The 22,899-nt window shown below is 63.4% G+C and carries 29 protein-coding genes; 1 reads left to right on the top strand and 28 read right to left on the bottom strand.

What is annotated here, in order from left to right; all coding sequences use genetic code 11:
* Positions 1-5 precede the first annotated feature (5 nt).
* The 11 genes from ACSYG9_RS01620 to ACSYG9_RS01570 form a co-directional block, all read right to left on the bottom strand.
* Positions 6-506, bottom strand: a complete 501-nt coding sequence (locus tag ACSYG9_RS01620) for a hypothetical protein (RefSeq protein ID WP_454840921.1) — start codon at positions 504-506, stop codon at positions 6-8.
* Positions 506-793 carry a hypothetical protein gene (locus ACSYG9_RS01615; protein ID WP_454840920.1) on the bottom strand — a complete coding sequence of 96 codons (288 nt, stop codon included), beginning with the start codon at positions 791-793 and terminating at the stop codon, positions 506-508. Before ACSYG9_RS01615 ends, ACSYG9_RS01620 begins: the two co-directional genes overlap by 1 nt.
* Before the next feature lie 184 nt (positions 794-977).
* Positions 978-2,813 (bottom strand): fibronectin type III domain-containing protein, encoded by a 1,836-nt coding sequence (locus tag ACSYG9_RS01610; protein WP_454840918.1) that lies wholly within the window; start codon positions 2,811-2,813, stop codon positions 978-980.
* Complete coding sequence (locus tag ACSYG9_RS01605; RefSeq protein WP_454840916.1) at positions 2,810-3,175, bottom strand: putative phage holin; 366 nt, start codon at positions 3,173-3,175, stop codon at positions 2,810-2,812. Before ACSYG9_RS01605 ends, ACSYG9_RS01610 begins: the two co-directional genes overlap by 4 nt.
* Positions 3,172-3,333, bottom strand: coding sequence for a DUF7620 family protein (locus tag ACSYG9_RS01600; protein WP_454840915.1), 162 nt, complete (start codon positions 3,331-3,333; stop codon positions 3,172-3,174). Before ACSYG9_RS01600 ends, ACSYG9_RS01605 begins: the two co-directional genes overlap by 4 nt.
* Before the next feature lie 47 nt (positions 3,334-3,380).
* Positions 3,381-3,668 carry a hypothetical protein gene (locus ACSYG9_RS01595; protein WP_454840913.1) on the bottom strand — a complete coding sequence of 96 codons (288 nt, stop codon included), beginning with the start codon at positions 3,666-3,668 and terminating at the stop codon, positions 3,381-3,383.
* A 35-nt stretch (positions 3,669-3,703) separates the two neighbouring features.
* On the bottom strand, positions 3,704-4,090 hold the full coding sequence (locus tag ACSYG9_RS01590) for a hypothetical protein (protein ID WP_454840912.1): 387 nt from the start codon (positions 4,088-4,090) through the stop codon (positions 3,704-3,706).
* The gene (locus tag ACSYG9_RS01585; RefSeq protein WP_454840910.1) at positions 4,087-5,298 is read right to left on the bottom strand and encodes a peptidoglycan recognition protein family protein; all 1,212 of its coding nucleotides are present in this window, start codon (positions 5,296-5,298) and stop codon (positions 4,087-4,089) included. The genes ACSYG9_RS01590 and ACSYG9_RS01585 overlap by 4 nt, the downstream gene beginning before the upstream one ends.
* Complete coding sequence (locus tag ACSYG9_RS01580) at positions 5,298-5,477, bottom strand: hypothetical protein (protein WP_454840908.1); 180 nt, start codon at positions 5,475-5,477, stop codon at positions 5,298-5,300. The genes ACSYG9_RS01585 and ACSYG9_RS01580 overlap by 1 nt, the downstream gene beginning before the upstream one ends.
* Entirely contained in the window at positions 5,474-6,070 is a 597-nt protein-coding gene (locus tag ACSYG9_RS01575; protein WP_454840907.1) for a translation initiation factor IF-2 N-terminal domain-containing protein, read from the bottom strand. The genes ACSYG9_RS01580 and ACSYG9_RS01575 overlap by 4 nt, the downstream gene beginning before the upstream one ends.
* A gap of 19 nt (positions 6,071-6,089) precedes the next feature.
* Positions 6,090-7,772, bottom strand: a complete 1,683-nt coding sequence (locus ACSYG9_RS01570) for a Gp37-like protein (RefSeq protein WP_454840905.1) — start codon at positions 7,770-7,772, stop codon at positions 6,090-6,092.
* Positions 7,773-7,835: 63 nt separating this feature from the next.
* On the opposite strand from ACSYG9_RS01570, the gene ACSYG9_RS01565 reads away from it, so the two are divergent.
* Positions 7,836-8,294, top strand: coding sequence for a helix-turn-helix domain-containing protein (locus ACSYG9_RS01565; RefSeq protein ID WP_454840904.1), 459 nt, complete (start codon positions 7,836-7,838; stop codon positions 8,292-8,294).
* A gap of 3 nt (positions 8,295-8,297) precedes the next feature.
* On the opposite strand, the gene ACSYG9_RS01560 is transcribed toward ACSYG9_RS01565, so the two are convergent.
* From ACSYG9_RS01560 to ACSYG9_RS01480, 17 genes are all read right to left on the bottom strand, one after another.
* A complete protein-coding gene (locus ACSYG9_RS01560; RefSeq protein WP_454840902.1) occupies positions 8,298-9,221 on the bottom strand; it encodes a hypothetical protein in 924 nt (307 codons plus the stop codon).
* Positions 9,222-13,442: an aggregation-promoting factor C-terminal-like domain-containing protein gene (locus ACSYG9_RS01555; RefSeq protein ID WP_454840900.1), complete on the bottom strand. Its 4,221-nt coding sequence runs from the start codon at positions 13,440-13,442 to the stop codon at positions 9,222-9,224.
* Between the two features lie 404 nt (positions 13,443-13,846).
* Positions 13,847-14,185 (bottom strand): hypothetical protein, encoded by a 339-nt coding sequence (locus tag ACSYG9_RS01550; protein WP_454840899.1) that lies wholly within the window; start codon positions 14,183-14,185, stop codon positions 13,847-13,849.
* Between the two features lie 100 nt (positions 14,186-14,285).
* Complete coding sequence (locus ACSYG9_RS01545; protein ID WP_454840897.1) at positions 14,286-14,465, bottom strand: hypothetical protein; 180 nt, start codon at positions 14,463-14,465, stop codon at positions 14,286-14,288.
* Positions 14,462-15,016: a hypothetical protein gene (locus ACSYG9_RS01540; RefSeq protein ID WP_454840895.1), complete on the bottom strand. Its 555-nt coding sequence runs from the start codon at positions 15,014-15,016 to the stop codon at positions 14,462-14,464. Before ACSYG9_RS01540 ends, ACSYG9_RS01545 begins: the two co-directional genes overlap by 4 nt.
* A gap of 54 nt (positions 15,017-15,070) precedes the next feature.
* A complete protein-coding gene (locus ACSYG9_RS01535; RefSeq protein ID WP_454840893.1) occupies positions 15,071-15,445 on the bottom strand; it encodes a hypothetical protein in 375 nt (124 codons plus the stop codon).
* Entirely contained in the window at positions 15,442-15,714 is a 273-nt protein-coding gene (locus ACSYG9_RS01530; RefSeq protein ID WP_454840892.1) for a hypothetical protein, read from the bottom strand. The genes ACSYG9_RS01535 and ACSYG9_RS01530 overlap by 4 nt, the downstream gene beginning before the upstream one ends.
* Positions 15,715-15,720: 6 nt before the next feature.
* Positions 15,721-16,035 carry a hypothetical protein gene (locus ACSYG9_RS01525; RefSeq protein ID WP_454840890.1) on the bottom strand — a complete coding sequence of 105 codons (315 nt, stop codon included), beginning with the start codon at positions 16,033-16,035 and terminating at the stop codon, positions 15,721-15,723.
* Positions 16,035-16,499 (bottom strand): hypothetical protein, encoded by a 465-nt coding sequence (locus ACSYG9_RS01520; protein ID WP_454840888.1) that lies wholly within the window; start codon positions 16,497-16,499, stop codon positions 16,035-16,037. Before ACSYG9_RS01520 ends, ACSYG9_RS01525 begins: the two co-directional genes overlap by 1 nt.
* A gap of 150 nt (positions 16,500-16,649) precedes the next feature.
* The gene (locus ACSYG9_RS01515; RefSeq protein ID WP_454840886.1) at positions 16,650-17,552 is read right to left on the bottom strand and encodes a phage major capsid family protein; all 903 of its coding nucleotides are present in this window, start codon (positions 17,550-17,552) and stop codon (positions 16,650-16,652) included.
* A 17-nt stretch (positions 17,553-17,569) separates the two neighbouring features.
* Positions 17,570-18,067, bottom strand: a complete 498-nt coding sequence (locus tag ACSYG9_RS01510) for a hypothetical protein (RefSeq protein WP_454840884.1) — start codon at positions 18,065-18,067, stop codon at positions 17,570-17,572.
* A 48-nt stretch (positions 18,068-18,115) separates the two neighbouring features.
* Complete coding sequence (locus ACSYG9_RS01505; RefSeq protein WP_454840883.1) at positions 18,116-18,943, bottom strand: VG15 protein; 828 nt, start codon at positions 18,941-18,943, stop codon at positions 18,116-18,118.
* Positions 18,927-20,387, bottom strand: coding sequence for a phage portal protein (locus ACSYG9_RS01500; protein ID WP_454840882.1), 1,461 nt, complete (start codon positions 20,385-20,387; stop codon positions 18,927-18,929). The genes ACSYG9_RS01505 and ACSYG9_RS01500 overlap by 17 nt, the downstream gene beginning before the upstream one ends.
* A complete protein-coding gene (locus tag ACSYG9_RS01495) occupies positions 20,384-21,808 on the bottom strand; it encodes a terminase large subunit domain-containing protein (protein ID WP_454840880.1) in 1,425 nt (474 codons plus the stop codon). Before ACSYG9_RS01495 ends, ACSYG9_RS01500 begins: the two co-directional genes overlap by 4 nt.
* Positions 21,809-21,821: 13 nt before the next feature.
* Positions 21,822-22,121: a hypothetical protein gene (locus ACSYG9_RS01490; RefSeq protein WP_454840878.1), complete on the bottom strand. Its 300-nt coding sequence runs from the start codon at positions 22,119-22,121 to the stop codon at positions 21,822-21,824.
* A 109-nt stretch (positions 22,122-22,230) separates the two neighbouring features.
* The gene (locus ACSYG9_RS01485) at positions 22,231-22,401 is read right to left on the bottom strand and encodes an HNH endonuclease (RefSeq protein WP_454840877.1); all 171 of its coding nucleotides are present in this window, start codon (positions 22,399-22,401) and stop codon (positions 22,231-22,233) included.
* A 122-nt stretch (positions 22,402-22,523) separates the two neighbouring features.
* Entirely contained in the window at positions 22,524-22,739 is a 216-nt protein-coding gene (locus ACSYG9_RS01480; RefSeq protein WP_454840876.1) for a hypothetical protein, read from the bottom strand.
* Between the last annotated feature and the right edge of the window lie 160 nt (positions 22,740-22,899).

Raw genomic sequence — 22,899 nt, 5'->3', positions numbered from 1 at the left:
TCCAATCAGATCAGGTACAGGCCAGGATTGGCAGGATCTTCGGTCAGACCCGCCGACGACGGGGAATACAGACCGGAGCCGGGAGGATCCTCCACCAACGACCCACCCCCACCACCGGCCGCGGGATCGGTCCAGGCGAGTGCTCCCCCCGACTTGGCGAGCACCTGCCCGTCCGTGCCACCTGTCGGCATCTTGAAATAGGTTGCCGCCGGTGGTGGGGTGACGACGGACTCGATCAGATCCCACAAGTCCACCGATGTACCGGACGGGACCATCGCTTCCCACGACCGGAATCGGCCACCCGTCGACAGGGAGACCTGGACGGGGCCGGGGTCGACGACGGGACTGCCGGTGATGACACCAGCGACGACGGGAATGTCGTAGGTGCGTTCGTCGACGACCGCATCAGCATCAGCATTGCGGCGCACTGAGAGGGCGCGGATACGGAGGGTGCCGTGCGCGGGACGCCCCGCAACATCCTCCACAGCTCCGGTGATGGTGGGCATCAGGTCACTTCCTCTCCGAGAATGCCCTTGCGGGCCTTACCGTTGCGTTCCGCCTCGAGGACGCGCACCACCTCCGCCGGATCGACGGTGGCGAGATAGGTGTTCACCTCATCGACGGTGTGCGCGGACGGGTCGTACTGTTGCGACGACTCCACCGGGGCGTCGGCAGCTGGGGCCACTTCCTCTTCGAGGAGTGAATACCCACCGGCGAGCTGCAGCGCGAGTGGATGGTTCGGCGAGTCCGTGACATGCGACCCTTGCTGCGGTCGCACATCAGCCCCGAACACCGCCCCATACTGCGTCGCCAGAACAACAACAAGCTGCCCATCCTGCCCAAACATCGGCGGCTGAAAGAACACCAACACATGATCAGTGCCCTTGAGAGGCGGGTCGATACGATACAAAGTCGCGGGACCAGGGAGACCACCCACATTGTCCGCGACCATCACTGCAGTAGGCATGAAACTCCCGTCATTGGAATGCGATGGTCGCGAGCGCCGCGGTGCCACCGGAGTCGGATACCGTCACTGGCGGAGTGGTGCCTACTGTCGCCTGGGAGCGTCGAGCGGTCGACAGGCTCACCCCCGCCTCCACCGACGATCCATCACCGTGGTCGGTGACTTCCGTTGCCCCATTCCACGTCTTCGCGTAGTACGAGGAGGCCGAGGTGACGGCAGCATGCAGTATCAGCGTCGCGGGCACCGTCGTCGTGACAGCCGGAAGGGTTCGTGTCGTCGCGGTGGCGGCAGTCACCCCAGCGGTGACGTCGACGCCTTGCGCGTAGCGGACCGCGATGATCGCGGCTTGCCACTTCTGCGCTTCCGACGCGGACATACCCACCACAGCAGGCTCGCTCGCTGACGCAACCTTCGTGAACACATACACACGTTGCGGTGAGTTCGCACCGAACGCGACGAGTTGCCGTGTCCACCCCGACGGTGTAGCCATGGTGGCGTTGTTGCGGGTGCCGACGATCGCGACGAGAAGATCCAACGGCTGATGTGCTGGTACGGGGATGTCGTAGAAGTTCTGAACACCGGACACATAGCCGCCGGTCGCCGAACCCACCACCTCGGGTGGAAGGTTCTCACCACCAGTCGTGAGTGGCAGTGTCGCCGAATCAGCGCGGTTACCGTTCGCATCCACCGCGGCAACAACAATCGCGTACGTAATACCGGACTGCAGACCAGTCAGATCGAATGTGATCGTCCCTGTCGAACCATGCAACAACCCGTTCACAAAGATCTCGTACTCGGTGACCGCAACATCATCGGTCGCAGCTGTCCACGTGATCGTCGCCGACGTTTCAGTGACGTTCGACGCGGTCAGATTAGTGGGCGTCGTGGGTCCGGACAGCTTCTCATCGTTCGTGTACGTGAAGATGATGCACGCACCGGAACCTGCATTGCCGCCATTTCCCGAGGGGATAGACCCGAAGAGTGCGCTAACGCCAGCACCACCACCACCGCCTGGACCTGAAGGCCATCCACCCTGACCGCCACGACCACCCATCGTGTTACCCGACGAGTTCGCGGGGCCGCCGCCGCCGCCCGCAGATCCCATGCCGACCTGACCGGCCGCGATCTGAGCTCCAGTGAGGCTGAAACCGTTCTCGCCTTGCCCGCCATAGTCGGCCGATCCATAGCCGCCGCGAGTGTAGGAGCCAGCCGAGCCGTTTGTAGCGAGAGCTCCGGAGGTGATTTGCGCCCCGTCGCCGCCGCGCATACGGAACGTCTTGTTCCCCGTGCCGTACGCGTTCGACGAAGCCCCAGGCGCCACCTGCCCGTACGTACCGAACGTCGTATCCCCACCAGGGGCGCCCGATGTGTTGACCGAGGTTCCGCCCGCCCCGCCGGGGCCGATCGTCACCCACACCGACGACGGAAGATCCTCAGCGTTGTACTCCTCAACTACCCAGCCGCCAGAGAAACCACCTATACCGCGCGGATATGAGCCGTCACCAGGTCGGTTCGATCGGCCACCGCCAGACGATCCGGCCATCTTGTGCACCGTCACCCGCGACGCCCCAGGCGGCTTAGTCCACCACCCCGACGTCGACATTGTTGCGATGTACGTCGTGCCAGTCTCACCGGCGAACTCATCGATACGGTTGTCGAGACGATCAACTTCATGCTGCACAAACGGGGTACCAGCGAACCCGTTCTGCATCCCATCCTGCGCGCTATTCCACGCACCCAACGGGATCTTCATCTTGTTCTTCGCATCAGCTTCGGTCATCGCCTGCCACGACGCGAAATCACCAGTACCGAGAGAACCATCAGGAGTGGACTGATTCGGTGTAGTCACAACTCAGCCTCCCGCGCCGCTCGCTGCGACTCCCGCAACACGAGAATCCGGTGCAGCATCGCCAACACCAGCGCGGTGATCGTCAACGCCCGCACCTCATTGCGCAGCACATAATCGCCGAACCACCACACTGACAGTTGCTGCAACCCGATCGCAGCCAACGCCAACGCCGTGAACATCAACGTCTTCCCGGCCTCAGTCGACCGCCACGGTGACCGAAAGCCGTACAGTGCAGCGAACATCAACGCGAACAACGTCATCGCGCCGATCAGCACTCGCGCTTCCGTCTGAGCGCCGAACATCAACACCACGACAAGGCACAGCAGGGCCGCCACACCCAACATCACACGTCGCATATTCATGCGTGCCTCCGCTTCATCGCACGGGCGGCGTCCTCGCCGAAACCGTTCACCCGCAACACCCGATCGACTTCGTTCGACAACGCGTGAATCTTGGGCCACTGCCGCCGAACCTCTTCCAACTGTTTCTCCGACTCGACGCGTTCCGCTTTCGCGTGCATCACCTCAGTCGAATCGTGCTTGCGCTTACGCCTGAACAGGCCACACTTCACGTTCTCGCCTCCTCGCCCATCTTCTTGATGGAGTCGGCGATGTGTAGGGAGAGCTCCACCTTGCCGATCAACAATGTGTTCTGCTTCGACAACTCATCGATGACCGTCTGCTGGTTCTTTTTGTCTTCCCGGTGTTCGGCGAGTTGCTGGTTTTTTTCGGCGAGCATCGACCGGTACTGCCAGCGGGGGATAAGCCCACCGAACATGATCAAGAGGACGGCGACGGTGAGAAGCCCGACGGGGCCGATATTCGAGCTGCCGACAAGGCTTCCCAGTGATTCCATCTATTACCTCACTGTTTGGGATCGTGCGGGCGACGTCACCGCCCGAGGTACCGGTCAGCCTCCGCTCGGAGACGGTCGCGGACAGCCTGGGCTTCACGGACCGACTCCTCGACATTCGACACGTGGTACTGGATCTGCTCCTGAGCCTGCGCAACCACGGGCGCGGCGACCTGGGTGGCACGCTCAACACCGACCTGCACGGCCTGCTCGATCTTCTGCTCCTGCGCGGTCGACGTCTTGTCGACGAACAGGCCAGCAACCACGAACCCGATCGCACCGAGGAGTGTCACAGCCTGGGCGAGCCACTGGTCGGCGTTGTCCTGAGTGATCCACCCGGCGCCGGCGGCGAGCGCGAGCGCTGCGGCGAGGATGCCGTAGACGACCTGGCGGATGGTGGGCCAGTACTTGGCGAGGTTGCTCATGCCTTGCCCTCCCGATTCTCGAGGACGTCGAGGATCTTCGCGGTGTTCCGAGCCGCGGTGTGTGAGTGGAAGTCGCCTGTGCGGATCAGGGTCGCGGCCGAGAATGGGGTGCCGTCGACCATCGACGGTTCCGCTTTGATCAGGAAGTTCCACAGGTCGCGGATCTTGTCGCGCATCTCTTCTTGCTCGTGCTGAGGCAACATGTCGAACAGACCTCCCTGGTCTTGGGTTTCGATGTGGTCCTGGACGTCCCGGCGGAACGAGTCCATGTCAATGCCGCCCGGATCCCACTTGCCCTGTGACGGACCAGCCCACTCCTTGTGTCCGATCACGTGCGAGGAATCGTGGCCGAGCTTGCGGAGGATCGCTGCGCAGCCGCGCGTGTACGCGTCGTACTGCGCCGGAGACCATCCCTCGGTGCCGTTGTTCTCCGCCTCGATGCCGATCGTGAGGCGATTCGCGTCGTTCGTCGGCAGCCCGGGCCAGGCTCCTTGTCCGGCATGCCAGGCGATGCCGACACCACACAGGGTGTACTTGCCGTTGCGGTCGAGGTGTAGCTGTGAGGCAAGCCCAAGCGTGGGATGCTTCGCGATCACGCCAGGGCCGGGGCTTCCAGTCGCTCCGGTGTGGTGCGCGACGATCCCCCAGATCGCGCCGAAGTCGCCGTGCCCACGCTCGAACGCACCCGGGTAGATGTCGCACTCGAGACCAGCTTCACGTAGGACGTCGGCGAGCCAAACGGGATCACCCACGGTGTGCACCTCCTGTGCGATACGAGACGGCACCGATGGGGTAGATCCCGCGATTCGGTCGTAGAGTTGCTGCGCCTCGCCCATCCGCTGGTCGTAGCGGTCTGGGTACGCGGACTTCTGGACGGCCTGCGCATACCAGCCGGGGCTGCGCGCCGGGTCGAGGTAGTTGAGTTTGTCGAGTTCAGCGAAGAACATTTTCGCGGACTCGTACGGATCCATCCGCTGGGCGACGGTGCCCCACCAGGGGGCACGCTGCTGGAACAGGCCCACGCTGTTCGCGTCGGATCCGACGCGTTCGTGCGGGAAGTTCAGCGACTCCGGGTCTGATCGGTTGGCATACATCACCCAGTTGCACTCGACCGAAACTGTGGCGAACGCGATCACGATCCCTCGCGGTTCGATTCCCATGTCACGACCAGCACGCAACACCTCACGGGCGTATTCGTCACGTGACATCAGATCCTCCCCTCCCGATTCCACTGCAGGATCACCTGCCGGATCGATTCGGTGTACGAGTGATGCACACCATCTGTCGCGTCGATGCCGAGTTCCGCGCATGCGCCAAGAATGACCCCGACCGATACACCGAAGTGCTCGGCAATCTCGTCGGCGAGCTTCATGTCAGGGGACGTCATAGTCGCCTCCGATACGCCATCGCGCGCTTGATGCGCACCTGGTCGCGGATCGCCGCGCACCGATCACCCGGGATCCGGGACTGCGCGCTCTTTGTCGGTAGCCCGATCTCCTGCGCCACAGCCACTACCTCCTTCGAGGTCGCACCGATCCGCTTCGCCAGCTCGTGTACGCGCAACTTCTCCGGCCACGTCGGCTCATCCATGATCTGCACGGGCGACTGCTGCGGAGCCGGTTCGCCTTCGAGCTCGAGCGCCTGGCGGCGGATCTCGTCCTGCATCACCTTCGACAACTTCGTGATGTCGATGTCCGGGCGTTCGTGTACCGGAGGTTCCGGTTTCCATTCACCGGCCGCGAACATCGGTGAGATATCCCCGGACTGCGGTGGGTGGTACCACTCGGCCTGCGGTTCGATCCCGGGCCGGGCGCCGCAGTTCCAGATCCGCTTCGAGACCTCACGGAGGTACTCGATCGGGAACGGGACCGGGGCACCTTTCATTCCGGGCATCGCGATGAGCATCCAGAGGAACGCTTCCTCCGGATCGTTCGGGTCGCAGTTCTCCTGGGTAGGCAGTTCGCCGACAGGTACGGCCATGTGCGGGTTCCTTCTCGTGTCAGAACACGCCGAGAGTGGAGATCATCGACAGCATGTGTTCGATCTTCTCCATGGCGCGTTCGGCGGGATCCTTCAATGCGGACCTGTCTCCGATCACCGGCATCCATTCCGCGCCGCTATCGCGAGTCCAGGACAGGGTTAGTTCACGGACGCGGTCGACGTGCACCTCGCCGGTCCAGTCGCCAGCGATCGTGGCGCCGATCCGGTCGTCGATGAAGAAATGGCCTTGACCGTTGTCACCGATCAGCCACGGCGCACCGTCGACCACGGTCAGCTCATGCGCGACCCGGCCGCGAGTGGCCCAGAATCCGGCGCGCAACACCATGAGCGCGGACAGGGTGTAGGCGCGGTTTGCACCGACTTGGAAGTACTCGTAATACCGGGACCATCCCGAATTGTTCGCTCGCTGAACACTTTTGATCGAGTGCCATGCGAGGATGGTGTCGGTGTAGAACGGTTCGAGCACTGCGTCGAGCGCACCGCCGATTGGTGGTGCAAATGGAATCATGGCCGTGAGGTCACCCACGGTCTGGATCGCCGCCGAGATCAACTCGTTCACGCCGGGCATCGACTTACCGCCCGCGTTGACCTGCACGCCCTTCGTGGGAATACGGGTGAATCGCGACGTCTGGATACCGGTCTCGTCACCCTCGGGGTAGATGACGACCGGGAGGCGCTTCATCGTGCCCATCCAGTTCGCCTGGTAGTACTCCGACGGAATGTCGGTGTCGTTGATCAGTGATTCGGTGGTGTCGATGAAGTCGGAGGTGAAGTTCGCGACCGTCTGGCGCAGACCGTCCCAGATCGTGCCACCGTTCGACGTGCCCATGTAGTAGCCGGATTTATCGACGATGTCGATGACCAGGCAGCCGTGCCGCAGGTTCGCGCCCTCCCATGGAGGCTCGTCCCCATCGAGGTAGCGACGACACACGACAGACAGTTCGGCGTCTTCGAGGATCGGCTTTGCGATGTCATGCCACGTCTGAAACCGGGAAGCAACGAACGCCCACAGGATCCCGTCGTTCATGTCGTCCATGAACGAGTGCGGCTTGACGACCACCGACCAGTTCGACTGATTCGGGCCACTCCCGCTGGCTGCCAGTGGGTCGTCTGGGAAGCTCCACAGCGACGTCTGTTCGCGCATGATCTGGAAGAACAGCGTCGTCAGCAGCGCCCAGCGGGCTCCACCGGCGAGCATGAACACACGCGGGAACTGGATCAGGTTGATCGGCAGGAACGGGTTCGGGGGAACCTGATACCACTTCAGGTTCTCGTAATCATGCAGAAATCGGGCTACCAGGACGATCGAGCCGTCCGAGCGCTTGTCGACCGCGACGTCCTCGAGGCGACCACCCCAGCGGGCGCCGTCCTTATCGACGGTGATGTGCACGTTGCGGTATTCGCCGCGCTCCATGCGGCCGCGTTCATCCCAAATCCAGCGGGCGACGTAGTGGTCGAATGGCAGCTCGATTTCGCCGGCACCGGTGTCGTTGGACACCCACCCGAACGTGCCCTGATATTCGGCGGCGATCTCTCCCTGCCAGTTCCACGCACCGTCCCACACACGCACCAGTGGTGGTTGCAGGCGTGCGATTTTCTCGCGTCGCTCCTGGTCGAGTGTCGCCTGCCAGATCGCGGCACACTCGTCGGACAGAGGCCGATCGAGAACAGGAGCGGTCATTGTGCACCCCGTTCAGGTAGAATTGATCGAGTCATGCAACGCCCTATCTACATGGAGGCGACCTTGAAGGTCACCGAACGAACAGACCCCGGCGAAGTTGCTCCCGGGATTGCCGGGTACCGGACCGTGCGGGTTGCATCAACGACCGGATTCAATGGACACCCCTATGAAGTGGAAGCCACAGTCCGGGCGGGAAACGGCAAGTACTCGGTCGTCTCTCTAGTTGTGCACGCACCCCATGACGGAGTTGCAATCCACCGCGGAGAGCTCGCGAAGATATCCGTCGAGCCCTATCTGAGAGCTGCCGCCGAGACCGTCGAGACACCCCCGCCGGACCTCTCTGACCTCAAGAGCGACGACCTCGCAGGACTCGCGCAGGCTTATCGATGGATCCGGCTCCGGGAGGGTAAACCGTCTGCCGCACTCGCGGAACACTTGGGAGTGTCCCTACCCACCGTCAGGCGATGGATTACGAACGCAGTCGAAGCGGGGTACTTGACGCAGGAAGAGCGAACCAAGTAGTCATCACTCGCCTCCCCACGGCCTGGGCCACAACCGTGGCTGAATGCACGACACCTTCAATCCCGGCAGTGCACCAGTCACCCACACAGGCAACTGTGTCGGTGGCGTGTACGGCGGAATCTTGTACAGCAGCCGGTTACCGCGCATCGCCGCGGTCGGACGCATCGAGTTCACGACATTGCGGAACGGGATCTTCATCCGATCGACCTCGGCAGTGATGCCGCCGCCATCCTCGGCGAGGACGTCGATGGTGAGCATCCGCTCCGAGTGATCCTTGCCTGATGCCTGATCGACACCCGGCACGCGCGCATACTTCGGCCCGGTCCATGAGAAGTCGGGCAGCGCGACTGTGCCGCGACCGGCGATGATCCAGGTGTGCATCATCGGCAGTGGAGTCGGATTAGACAGGGTCACGAACTGCTCACCCGACGTGCCAGTGAACGTGCACGCCGACACCTCAGCAGGGGACTCCCAGTCCGGCTGCGGCGCGATCAGCGCCACTGGAAGTAGGGAGTGCTCGTAGTCCCACGGGTCGGTCTCCATCTCCATCACGGGAGACTCGGACATGAACACGCCCAGCTCGCGCGGGCCCGACCGATCTGTAGTGATCCGCAACCGGGCGGGTTGCGCGTCCGGATCCCACGGATCGAGTTCGTAGTCGAACGCCTTGCGGATCGCGCTATCCGCCTCGGCCCACCCCTCGGAGTCGTACGCATACGCACCGAGCGGGAGCATCAGATTCCGGTATCGGCGAGTTACCTTCGCCAGCTTGCCGCCGATCTCGAACGCACCCGACTTGTAGTTCGTCTCCACCGGTGAGTCGTACAGGCCCTGCGGGGAGGTGCCGAGATAGATGTTCTCGACACCCTCCCCGGACAGGACGTGATGCGACTCGTCGACACCGAACAGTTCGACGAGAGCGCCCATCTAGAACCTACTTCCGTTCGCGACGGTATTCCGGCGCTCCTCCTGGCGGATCTTCTCGATCGCCTCGTACATGTCCTGCACGATGACGTTGATCTGCGATCCCCGATCCCTCATGCCGCGAAGGTGATTGCCGAACGGCAGGCCTTCGAGTTGACCCTCGACGAACGCATTCCCAGCGTTGGTGAACCGTTCGCTCGCGTTCTTGTTCCACTCCGCCCACTTGTCTTCGGTCGAGGTGTAGGTGTCCTCCACTCCAGTACCTCCGATCGTCGGGGTGGTGTTGCCGGCTCCCGGGAATGCCTGCCCGTTCGACGCTGCAGTGGGGTCGGCCTGAGCCGGTGCCGCCTGCTTGAGTGCGTCGATGAACTCCGGTTTTTCGAGGGTGTCGACGAGGCGCTCGAAGTGCTTGGTCATCTCCGGTGACAGAACACGTTCCGGTTGGATGACCTTCTTGAGCATCACACCCATACCCGACGCGAGACCGCCCTGGTCGTACCAGCCGTTCTGTTCCCAGAACGCCTTGGCCGCCAGTGGGTCGCCGTAGCGGTCTCGCATGTAGCGCGCGCCCGCGTCGCCCTGAACCTTCGGGTTCGGGTTCTCGTCCGGCAGGTACTGATCCTTCGTCCCGCCGAGGAACTGGAACAGACCGAACGCGCCCGAATCGGGGTTGCGCGCGGTCGGATCCCAGCTCGATTCCTTGCCGACGATCCACTGGGCGGCGTCCCATTGCGGGCCTTCGCCCCAACCGTAGGCGGCGAATGCTTCGCGCACCTGATCGACCACGGGCCCTGATCCGGGGGCGACGTCGAACGACCCACCCGACACGCCACCTTGCTGACCGGCCTGTCCGAGGATCCAGTCACGCACCGAAGTCTTGAACTTGTCGAACATCAACTTCGGGAGCTGCCCGATCTGCGAGCCGCCGAACGACGGGATCATGCCGCCAATCGGATCCATCACGCCGTCGAACAATCCTGCGATCATGCGCCGGAAGAACCCGGGCCCACCGCCGCCACCGGAGCTGCCCGCCTCTGCGGAAATCAACTTCCCTGCGGAGTCGACCATCTGAGCCATTGCCCAGTGCACGTGATCCGAGTGCCCACCAATCGCGCCGGTCGGGCGACCCTCGTCGATATTCGGGCCCGGATCCCAGAACAGTTCGAGCGCGTTCGGGTAGGTCGATGCGATCCAGTTGGCGATCTGCTGCATCGGGCCACCGAGGTCGATGGCCTGACCCGCCATATGGAAGTCGTAGCCCGAACCCACATCCGAGTATCGAGTGCCGGAGTTGAGACTCGCATTCGGGAACGCTGTGCGCACCGCATCCCACATGGATCGCTGAATATCAGTGGTGATTTCCGCGCCGGCCTGGACGATGCCGCCGTTCGCGTAGGCACCCATGAACTTCTTGACCGCGCCGACGCCGCCGTTGCGCGCCGCCGCATTCGCCGCGTCGACATAGCCGGGGCCAACCGCCTTCGTCCACTCGGGACGCATCACAGCCTCGCCGCCGCCGACCGCGATCAGACCGGTGTCGCGCCCGGGCGTGTAACCAGGGATGACGCCACCCGATGCGTAGGCGCCGAGCAGTCCGAGATCGACAGGCTGCAGCTCATCGAGCCCGAGGAATCCGGCAACCTTGTTCCATGCCTGCCGGATGCCGTTGTTGTAGACGGTCTCCACAACGAACTTCACCGGCGCGGCGACGATCGACTTGATCCGATCCCACACCTGGCCGATGAATCCGACAGCCGACTCGAACGACGACTGCAGCGTGGTCAACCCGCCCTTGAGGGCTTCCCATACCGGCGAGATGACGGTGTCCCACACCCACTTGATGCCGTTACCGAGCGCATCCCATACAGGCTTGATGACGTTGTTCCATGCCCACGAGAAGGCGTCCTGCACTGCGGTGAGCCCAGCCTTCAAGGCGTCCCACACGGGCGAGACAACACTGTTCCAGACCCAGGAAATCCCGGCGCCCAGCGCGTCCCACGTCGGCTTGATCACCGAATTCCATGCCCAGGCGAAGGCATCCTGAACCATCACCAGGCCGGCCTTGATCGCATCCCACGTCGGTGAGATCACCGAGTTCCATACCCAGGAGATCGCCGCACCCAGGGCATCCCAGACCGGCTTGATCACCGAGTTGTACGCCCACGAGAACGCCTGCCCCAGTAGCCCGAGACCGGCTTTCATCATCTCCCAGTACGGGCTGATGACGTTGTCCCACGCGAACTGAATCGTCGCCGAGATCGCCTGCCACGCCAGAATTAGCGGGGTAACCAGGACGGTCGTCACGACGGCAATGAGTACGCGCGCCGCGTCACCGATGAAACTGAACACTGGTGAGATCACCGACGTCCATAGCCAGCTCGCCTTGTCTCCAACCCACTGGAAGCCGGTAACGATGCCGTCGATCGCGGGCTTGAGGAAGCCCTCCCACGCCGCGGAGGCTGTGTTCTTGATGCCCTCCCAGGCGCCCTGCACGATATTTCGGAATGTCTCCGACTTGTTGTAGGCGAGCACCAGCGCCGCGCCGAGAGCGACGACACCGGCGATGATGAGCCCGATGGGGTTCGCGGACATTGCCGCATTGAGTGCCCATTGAGCTATGCCGGCACCCTTTGTCACGGATGCATAGATGGCTTGTGCCTTAGCTGCAGTCCCCATCACTAGCGCGTATGTACCAAACCCGGCAACCAGGGGAAGTAGCACCGCGCCGACAGTTTTGAGGGTGTCGGCGTTGCGCATCAGGAAGTCGGCCATGCTGTTCAGGCCGTCGAGGAGTTCGCCGGTGATCTGTCGTTTGAACGTCTCGAACGCCACCCCGACGCCGGAGTTGAGGGTGTTCCCAGCCTCTTCCGCAGACCCCGCGAACCCTGCCATGTTGTTCTCGGCGCCCGTGATCCCTTCGAGGAAGGCAGGGATCTGGTCGACCGACAAGTCCTCGAGTGGGGTACCGAACAAGGCGATCGCCTGGTTCGCGCGATCAGCAGGATCCTCGATCGCGAGCAACCCTGCAGCCGTTTGCTGCAGCGCGTCCCGTGCACCCTCCCCACCGGCAGCGACTGCATTCGACATGGCGACAGCGTCGAGACCGATCGCCTTGTACGCGTCCGTCGACGCCGTCGACATGTCCGCGCCGCGGATCGTGAACTCCTTGAGCGCGTCGCCGGTCTTGTCGAGCGCGAACTTGCCTTGCTCCGCAGCGGACACAAGCAGCGAGAACGACTCCTCGCCACCCAGTCCCAGGGCGCGGAAGTTGGTTCCGTATTCCTGCAGGATCTCCGGGAGCTCCTCACGCATCGCCGCTGGGACACGCTGGAACGAAGCTGTCATGAGGTCGAACGCTTCGGTGGAATCCTTGGCGAGGCCGTTTGTGACGAGCAGTGACGCGGTCTGGATCGAGGTGCCGACATCCTGGTCGAAGATCGTGGAGAAGTTGAGGGCGCTCTGGCCGATCTCCTCCATCGTCTTCTCGCCCTCGAACCCTGCAGTCCGAAAGCTGTTGGCAACCATGCCGATCGTGTCGGCAGCCTCCTCCATGGACTCACCGAACCCGGCACGGTACAAGGCGCCGGCCTCCTGGCCGTACTCAGCTGCCAGATCGCCTGTTGCGCCCATCTGCGCGGCAAGCTTGTTGGTGATCTGCTGGTTCTCGATGCCCTGCATTCCGAGCTCGATCGCCGAGCCGATGCCGACCACCGCGGTTGCGAGGCCAGCCAACTTCCCGGCCGCACCAGATGCCGCGTCGCCGAACCGTCCGAACCCGCCCGCTGCCTGATCGGTCGACTCGTCCACCTCGTCGGTGGAGTTCGCCAGATCCGCCTGGGCGCGCGTGAGCTCGTCGACGGCACGCTCTCGCTGACGGGACGCATCTGCCGCGTCTCGTTGTGCGATCCGCAGCCGTTCTTCGGCGCGAATCAGGTCTGAGGTGGACGCGTCGCCGCGGGCGCGAGTCTCGTTGAGTTCCGCTTCTGCTAGGCGCGCGCGCCCGGCTGCGTCAGTCTCCGCATTGCGCGCCTGCGCCATACGCTGCGACGCCTGCCGAACGCGCCCCTCAGCACCCTGCAATCCTTGGGCGACGTTGTTGCCCATCTGCACGCCGAGCTGCTGAGACTGACTCAGGAGCGGGCGCATCATCTGCTGGAGGTTGCCCTGCAATCCTTGAAGTACCGGGATGATTTGCAGCGACGCGTATCCCACGGTTTCCGCCACGAGGGCCTCCTATTCCGCGGACTCCGCCGCCTTCCGCGCCATCTCCCGGCGCCGCTTCTCTGCGACGCGCTTCCGCCTGATCGCCGCACGCCGGGGTGTTTCCCTGCGATCCACACCGGACTTCGGCTTCGGCCGCGCGGGGTGAGGCTTGCCGGACATCACATGAATGAGGTCCGCCAGCAGGAAGGTGTCGTCATCCCACCGGGGGCGACCATCGTTGAAGTGCTTCACAATTCGGGCATCACCCGGTAAGTCTTGGATCATCACCCAGATCTCACGGAGTGTCAGTTTCCGGGTGCCGTCCGAATCGAACCTCCACCGGTCCGAGTAACGAACCCCATGAACGCGACGTAAGTCCGCCTCCACGAGGTCCGCATTCTCCTCGAGTAGCCGGTAGAGGGTGATCAGTTTCCCGTGTTGCCGAACCCGAAGCTCTCAGCGATCACTTCAGCGAACTCGTTGAAGTCGCGGCTCTTCGGGAACTTGGTCGAGTACACCGCCCACTGGCGGGGGCCGAGCAGGTGTTGGATCGCGTCGATGTTGCGACCGTTCGAGAACGCCTGCACCGCGATGATCGGCCAGTCCTCCTGGTCTGCGGGGATGATGAAGTCGTGGCCGCGGAACGTGATGGTGACGTTCTCGTCGCCTTCGGCTTCACGCCGCGCTGGGCTCTTGTGGTCCTGCGGCTGCGGTGCGTTGTCCATCGCCGGGGCGTTGGCCTTGCGGGTGCGGGGGGTGGTCATGATGTGCGGGTTCCTTCCGTGGTGAAGATGCGCGGGTTCCATGAGTGAGATGAAGTCGAGGGCGCGGCGGAACCCGCGAGGTGGCCGCGCCCCCGACGTTTCATTCCTCCGGAGCGGGGGCCGTGACAGTGTCGACGGTCTCCACTTCCGGGGAGTCGGTGTGGTTCACGCGACGCGCAACCTTCGCCTTGACGAGATTGTCGGCGGAATTGTCGTCGTACCAACGGTGCTCACCCTTGGTGAACCGCCCGTGGTCCTTCGTGAACTGAACCTCGATCACGGCGTCACCGCGGAGGCCTGGCGATCGAAGACCTCGATCTTGTCTCCGACGGGCTTACCGAAGATGTTCGCGGTGATCTCCACGCGCGTGATGTCCGACTCGTTCCGGTTGTTGTTCGGAGTCGTCAGACGTGCCGGAAGAACTGTGAACAAACGCTCCACGTTGCCGAGATCCGAGGTGGTCTCGAAACCGAGGAACGCGTTGACCGGCTTCGGCATGTACAGCTTCGTCGCCGTCGAGCCGGGCCACAGGACCGCGCGGGTAGCCTCGTTGTCCTCGAGCGCAGACAGGGTGCGGTTCAGCTTGTAGTTGCGGGTGCCGATCTTGATCAGACCGATGCCCCAACCGAAATGCTCGGTCTCGTCGAACGAGCGCTCCTCGCCGAAACCGGCCTCGCCGTCGAGGATGCCGAACTCTCCCCAGCCGGTAGTGAAGTCGGTTTCCGTGACAGCGGTGTCCGCGTCGGTGGGGAGGTCCGGACGTGTGGCGGCGAGGGACAGCCACACGCGGGCGTCCTGCCAGATATTGACGTTCTCAGGTGAACGTGCCATGACAAAATCTCCCTTTCGGGTTGGATTGAAAGAAGGTGCGCCCGAGGTGGGCGACTAGGGTGCGACGATGGTGCGCGACTTCGCGGCGACCGTGAACGACGCCATGATTCCGCCGTTGTCATCGCGGGCCTCGATGATCGACGAAGGGTCCCGCACGTGCGCCACGTCGGGGACGTCGTAGGTCATCAGCAGTCCAATGCACAGCGCCGCGAGATCACGGGATGCTGTGCGTCCCGCCGCCCACACCGTCACGCGGATACGAGGCTCCGTCAGAATCGGCCACTCGGACGGCCCGCCGTCGTCGAACACAACGACATGCGGTGGACTCTTCGGCGACCAGCCCGACGGCAGTGCGAGACCGACGGATTCAGTGAGACGACCAGCGAGGAAATCCTTGACTCTCCGCGCTGTGTCGTCCGGAATCCTCACGGCTTCTGCCTGACACGCAGGCCGCGTTGCGCGGCCGCCCGCGTGAGCGCACCCGACTTCGCCTGCCGCGCCGCCGGAACCTTCACCGACGCAGCAGACCGGTCCGTCGTGTACTCGTCGACCTTTACACCCTTCGACGAGCCGCCCGCTGCCTGCCCGAGCGCGCGAGCCTCACGGTTCGTCATCTCACGGAACTCAGCAGACTTCAACAGTTTCGCGATACCCGCATGATTCAGGCGAACCTGACCAGGCCGCGGGGGAGTAGCCATGATTGATCACCCCACTCTCGAGGTAGCAACGACTTCCATGCCGCCGAACGCGGGATCCCACTGCGGCTTCCACACGCGCACGCGCGCGCGGTACGTCCGCTCCCGGATCACGAGCTCGTCACCGTCGAGCACATCCGAACCGTGCTCGAGGAACACCGTGAACTCCACCTGCTCCCCATCGCGGCCCACAGCATCCACTTCGTTCGTGGCGCCGGGAGCTATCGCGATGGGAGTTAGGGTGAGTTCGGGAGTGGCGACGACGATCGGATCGCCGTTCTCATCCCAGCCGCCACCGGTACGTAGGCGTGTGATGGTTTCCATCACACCTCCCACAGAGGCTCGCCGCCGGTGAGCCACGCGCCGCATGAGCAGTACGTGGCACCGAAGTTCAGTGAGCAAATGTCGGCGTGGTTTGCCACCCCCGATCCAGGAACGGTGTCGATGGTGAACACACCTGCGCTGGCCGACTGACACAGCTTCTGTAGCTGCTCGATCTCCGATGGCCAGAACAGTGACTTTCGGGGATTCGATGTGTCGACCGTTCGGGAGAACGGGCCCGCGGCCTGCGACACAATCGCGCCGCTGCCAGAGTCGTTCCAGCGCAACACCGCGCCACGCAGGATCGCTTTCGCTGCGCCCGGATTCTCGAACTCCGCATCGAGGATGCACGGCGCGATCACCGCGGCGAGCGCGAGTGCATCCTCGATCATCGCCGTGGCTTTCGCCTCGTCGATGTCCGGAGCGAAGGGAAGGAGGTCATCGACCGTGATAGCTACAGCGGCCATGGGTCACCTCCTACTCGTCGTCGGAATCAACCTTCTTGCGCGTCGTCCGACGAGTCGGCTTCGACTCCTCAACGGGTCGCAGCCCGAGACGCGCCGCTTTCTCCTCGGGGATCTCTACAGTCACCCCGGAATTGAGCCGATAGACAGGCATCACGCCACCGCATCGATGATCTTCGCGAACGCATTCAGGTCCGCGATACCCCAGCCATACACAACCTCGGCGCGGAATGCGACCTGGTTGTTGCGCTTGAGATCGCCGCCACCGTCTGGATCGCCGTACTCGATCATCTCGAGACCGAGCTGCTTCTGAATCCCCCAGCGGATCGCAGAGAAGTCGCCGACGAACGCCTTCACGTTCGTGGCAGCATCCGCGACAGTGACCGCTCCGACGGTGTTCGACACCGACGAGTTATGGTTCTCCAGACGACCGGCCGGAGCTGTCGCGTACGAGAGGTCCGGGTATAGCTTCTGTTCGGATGTCGAGTTGCGCAGCCCACCGAATACGGATGCGAACGAGGGGTCGAGGGCGACATCGCGGGGCATGTACCCGTCCGCGAGCACGAGGGTGTCCGCGGCATCCAGGTTGGCGTACGGCTTGTCGCTCGCGCCGATCTCGACCGTGTTCGTCGTACCGGACAGGACGTCCGTCATCGCCGTGACAGCGGTACCGTCGGCAGGGTTGATGCCGTGGAGTACGCCGTAATCCAGGGCACGGGAGAGCGCCGGCTGGATCTCGTTGAGGATCTGCTCGATCACACCGAGCTGGTGATCCTCGTCAGCCCACTTGACCTCTTCGGTCCAGCGCACTGTCTTGTGGAACTTGAAGGGCTTCACCGTCTTCACGGTCGGGGTGATCGTCGACCCACCCTTGTTCGCGCCTTCTCCGACGTACTCAGCTTCACCGATGCTGAAGGTGAAGGATTCGCCGACGCCGAACTTCATCGGGATTGCGCCGGCCAGGGTTGCGACGACCGAGCCGTGCGTAACCTTTCCGAGCCAGGGGTCGAGGATCTGATTCGGGATGGACAACCCCGAGGTGGTGAACGTGGCCATGGTTGGCCTCCTTCGTGTTAGGTGTCGCGACCGAACAGCCCACGCGTAAAGTCACGCATTTCGCCGTTCTCCGCAGATGAATTGGGATTCGCACCCTCACGGGGTACGTGGTTCCTCTTCCGCTTGCCCGGTTGCTCAACCAGTCGAGACACCTGCTTGAGCAGGAGTTCCGGGTCGGTCGCCGTCAGGAACAATTCAGCGTCATCGGCGTCGATACTGTGGAGCGCCACGAGGTGAGCCTTGAGAGCGTCCGACACTTTCGCCGGAACACTCGCCGCCTCGGCTTCCGCCTTCGAGATTCGATCGGCCGCCTTTTCGGCTTCCGACTTCTGCGACTCCTCGAGCTCATCGAGGCGCGAGGCCTTCGACTTCAACTCCTTGATCGTCGCCTTCTGCGCCGCCAGAGTCTTCACCAGAGGGTGATCGGAAGGAAGGTCCTGCGACTCCGGCTGCTGCGACTGCTGTTCTGTTCCCTCGGCGCCCGTTTCGGTTGCCTCGGCGTTCTGTTCGGACATGCGTGATCCCCGTTTCGGGTAAGCCCCAACCGTTTCGGCCAGGGAGGTCTATTGGGTTTCGAGCTGCCGCCAAGCGGCCATGATGTCCTTCACGTTCCCGGCACCCGCCCCGGGTGCGGCACGTGAAGCGTCGATGTACTCCTGCTCGAATTGGAGGACATGTTCAGGTGGGTTGTATTCGCGTCCTGGGCGCACAGCGACGACGCGGCAATCACAGTTGTCGTGGTACGACTTCCCGAGAGCACGGCCTTCAGGACGACGAGTACGCCGACCTCCTGCAAGGAACCGACCCGACGAGCGAGTCTCACCGCGCGCACGGGCGCGACGATCCGACACGGTCATCTCCTTACCGCGACCGACCACGGATCCCGCAGCCTCACGCGACGAGTAGTAGGTCGGATTCGCTGACAGTGACCGCGTCGCAAGCATCTTGCAGAACGGGCACGACGAAGGGCCAGCCTCACGCACCCAACGCGCACCACCCTCCGCCTCCGCGTTCTGCGTCATCGTCTCGCGATCCGCATCCCACACGCCCTTCTGTAGAGCGCCCGTCAGCTTCGCGAGCGCCGCCTCACGATCTTCGAGACCGAGCCCGGATCCGAGAGCCCACGCCGCGTTCTCGCGATACACAGCAAGCGCAGGAAGCGCCGCAGGAGTGGCCGTGAAGTCCAGCTCCGGTGCCTGCTCCTCGTACCACACCGCCGACATCTCGGCGGCGATCGTCGCGTACTGCGCCGCGATCTCCGGATACAGATCGAGAACGAACGCGAACGGGTCATCCTCGAGGAGCGCCAACTCCCACAGTGCCGCCAGGTCAACGCCGGCGAGTCGCGCCAGCTCTTGCATCAGCTGGTACTGCTCACTCGGCGTCGCCATCGTTCACCACCTCAGGAGCAACAACCTCACCCTGCGGTGGAGTAGCCGGAGGATTCACCTGCTGGGCACGCTGCGCCACCAACGCCGACGCCAGCTGAGACACACCCGAGCGACGCTTCTCAGCCATCGCACGCTTGATCTGCACCTCATCCAAGCCCAGCAGTTCGAGGCCGACCTCGGTCTCAGCGAGCCACGGCACAGTGCCCAGCTGCTTCGCCCCGGCGTCCGCCTGCGCGGCCCGCGACATGTGGCGAGGATTCCGCCACTTCGTCGTCAACGTCCGCCACTCGTCCGGCACCTCATCGAGATCGTTCGCGATCGCCAACGCGCGCATCATCGTGCGCCGCACCGCAGGAGACCAATCGTCGGTCGCGCCCTCAGCCTCCGCAACGAGACGATCCTTCGCGTTGTCCGAACCGTCCACCGTCGTCGAGTTCGTCTCCGCCTGCACGCCGAGCGCCGTCACCGGAAGGTGCGCTTCGCCAGCGAACAGATTCGCCCACTGCTTGAGCATGTCGATACCGGGCGCCGGGGACTGGGCAGCGAACTGCTGCACCTGAGCCCGCGGGTTCTCCGCATCATCGTCATCCGGGATGCCCTTAATCCGGCCGAGCATCACCTGCCACGACGCCTTCTGTGAACCATCCGCGTTCTTGAAGATCGACTCGTCCGCTCCGAGCATCCACAGCTCAGGGAACGAATACACGTCCGCATGACCCTCGAGTCGGATCACCGACCGGACCGCTAGATCCTGCAGTGACATCAACGGACGGGAGATCCGAGACGAACCGAACTCGCGGCCGACCCGATACTTGTAGACCAACGCCTCCGCAGGCATACCCCACGGATGCGTCGTCCGATCGACAGTCCACTTTCCGCCGTCACGTTCCGCCGTGATCGTCTCGCCATCCAGGTAGAGCGCCAACGCCGACGGATGCCCCTCAGCGTCGCGGTCCGTGATCGACAGCAGATTGTCCAGCCGACGACGACGACGGTTCCAATCGCCCGTCGCCGACAGTGCATCCTTCACGTGAATCAGCGATCCTGGTTCGTCATCCTCGCCCTCAGTGTTCACGAGGAACGAGACGCCATGAATCAAGGAGGACACGGCTGCGGAGTTCATCTCCGCGCCGAAGAAGTTGTCCTCCCATACTTCTTCCACACCCAGCGCGTCGAGGTCGCCGTCCGGCCACACGAAGCCGTCCAAGTTGCAGATGCGGGCGAGATCGTCGACGGCCTTCGCCGTCCAGCCGAGCGTGATACCCAGCCGGTAATAGGTCGGGGGCACCACCTGAGTGATCTGCCGCGCCATGCGCTTACCGTCGTAGTACGTGGCACGCAGACGATTCCGCGGGTTCTTCTTCGCGAGCTCATCGAGAAGATGGTTCAGAAGGTTGTTCTCGTCGTCGTCGACACCGGGGAGGTAGATCTTCCGCTCGGTCATATCACCACCGCCTCCCTACCTCGACTCGATCGCGAACCGCGACCCACATTCGACCGGCCAGACCGGCCAGCGTTCGGAACCTTCTTCGTCACCGTCGCCGCCAGAAGCGCAAACGTCATACTCACAATCGGGGCAATGTTCAACGTCTCGTCGCTCAGATCCCAACCCCACCCGCCGGCAGTGCCAATACCCACACGCCGCGCGATAGCCATGGAGTCGTACACCGCAGCCTGTCCGCCGTTCGTCAACGTCCCCGCCTTCGCCCGGTTCACCAAAAGCCCACACGCCTTCGCCATGTCACCTCGGGTCGCCTGGTTGACCATCACCTTCCGAGCCCGCAACTGCGGAATCAGCGCGGCCGCCGGGGATGTGCCGTACACCATCACCGGAGTCCGACGCCGCGTACGAGCCGCGATCCACGACAACGCAGCCTGAGAGTCAACACCAGCCCACACCTCCTCGACGTGAGCGGACTCGCCCTCGATCCAGCACGCATGCACCGAGATCTCACCCTCAGCCGACATGTCCACCGCCAACGCGTGCGGCCGCGTCCCGTCCTCCGGGCCGACATCGGACATCGCATCCCACTGCGCGCGAGTGAACGCCGCCTTGTGCCGCAACGTCTCATCCCACACACCCAGCGCCTCACGACGGAAGCTGTCCTCCGACAAGTTCTTCTTCATGCGCAACATCGCCCGCTCCGACGTGCGATGCGGGAAACTCGGGTTCGCCTTACGCCACTGCTCCCGATCGTTCAGATCACCACTACGGTCAGCGGACAACTCGATGTACAACGTCTCGTCCGTCTCACCGTCCAACGCTTCCTGCCGCGCCAGAGTGAACACCTCACCCGGATCCTTCGGCCGCGGAGGCGTACCCGTCAGGATCGTCAGCGGATTCTCCGCCACGTTCTGTGCAGCGATCATGTCCTCGAGCGCCGACTCCGTCAGGATCTGTGCCTCGTCGAAGACCAGGATGTCCACCTTCGTGAAGCCACGACCGAAACCCTGCTCACGCGCACCGAACAAAATTCGTGAACCGTTCGCGAAAACGATCGCCTCATCCCCGCGCGCCCGCACCACGTTCGTGATGTGCGGCGCCACACGAGGCTGAGCCGCCATCCCCGACATCGACCCGAACGTTTCCTTCGCCGTCTTCACCCGATGCGCCGTCCAGATCACCGTCAGGTTCGGGAACAGCAGGCACAGCGCGAACACGATCGCACCGAACAGGTACGTCTTACCCACCTGACGTGGAATCGACACGAGGATCTGGTCCGCCGCGTACAGGCCATCCTTGCGTTTCGCGAGGATCAGCCGGCCCGCACCGTCCTGCCAACCATCGAAGCCCCAACCCAACCGCTCGCACGTATCGCGAACAGCCGGCCAGCCAGTCGACGCGATCTTCTTCGGCGAGATCACATGCCGAGCAACGTCAGATAGCCGAGGAGTCCCACTCTTCGTCGTCACTGTTCGCCACCACCGACTTCTCTTCGCTCTCCGCAAGGTCGATCGCCGCGATCTCCTTCGCGATGTCCTGTAGCCGACGAGTCAGCGCAGCCAGATCACGAGCCGGAGTTTCGGCATTCTCCACGGTCTTCGCGATCCGATCACGCAAAGCCACGAGCAGATCCCGATGAGTTCCAGACGCCGCGGCCTGAGACACAGTCTTTCGTCGCGTGGCGCGTGCCGGCTTCTCGTCCGGGGCGACCGCGCGGAGGCGATTCGTAGCCATGGGCGACCTCCTTCGGGCGCTGAGAGTGGTGGGGAAAACGGCAGAGGGGGCGGCTGCGTATGCCGGAGGTGGCAAGTTGGGCCACCCTGGGGTCACCTCCCCCTGGGGCTCACCAGCTGCGGGCGGTGACGTAGGTGCGTGGAGCTGTCGCGGCCACGAGTTCGTCGTGGAGGCGGGCGCCTTTGGATTCGTTGCAGGTGCGGTGTGCGGCTTGGATGTTGTCGAGGTGGTCTTCGCCGCCGCGGGCGATGGGGATGATGTGGTCGACGACGTAGGCCATGGGGTTTCGGTAGTGGAGGCTGTAGTCGATGGGTTCGTTGCAGAGTGCGCAGGGTGGTTTGGTGCGGCGTAGGTAGCTGCGGTGTTTGTCTCTGGTTGTGGTGTTGCGTGGTTGTCTTGCCATCATTGGATGCCGTTGTTTTTGCTGTGGATGGCTGCGTTCTTCTGTCGGCGTTTGTCCATGCGTGCTTCGTCGTTGGTGTGCCCGTTGGCTCTGTCGAGTTCGCGGTCGATGGCGTGTCCGATCACCACGATGCGTTCGTTGTCGTTGTCGAATCGGGCTGTGCGTAGTTGGTCTCGGAGGTCGCAGAGGCGGGCTTCGATGCTGGGGTGCAGCATGGGTTACCTCCGGTATCTGAGTGTGTGGAGGATCCATGTGAGCCAGGGTTTGAGTGCCACGCTGCCTCCGCTCGAAGAGGTCGGGCTGCGGCCACACGGTCGCTGGGGGAAGCGTGATCGTGTGGCCGCCCCACCTTGGCCGGCAGTCATGGTCGGCTTT

The organism is Rhodococcus sp. SJ-2 (assembly GCF_053750035.1).
Note: the sequence above shows the minus strand (reverse complement) of the source record. Positions and strands in the feature narration are given on the sequence as shown.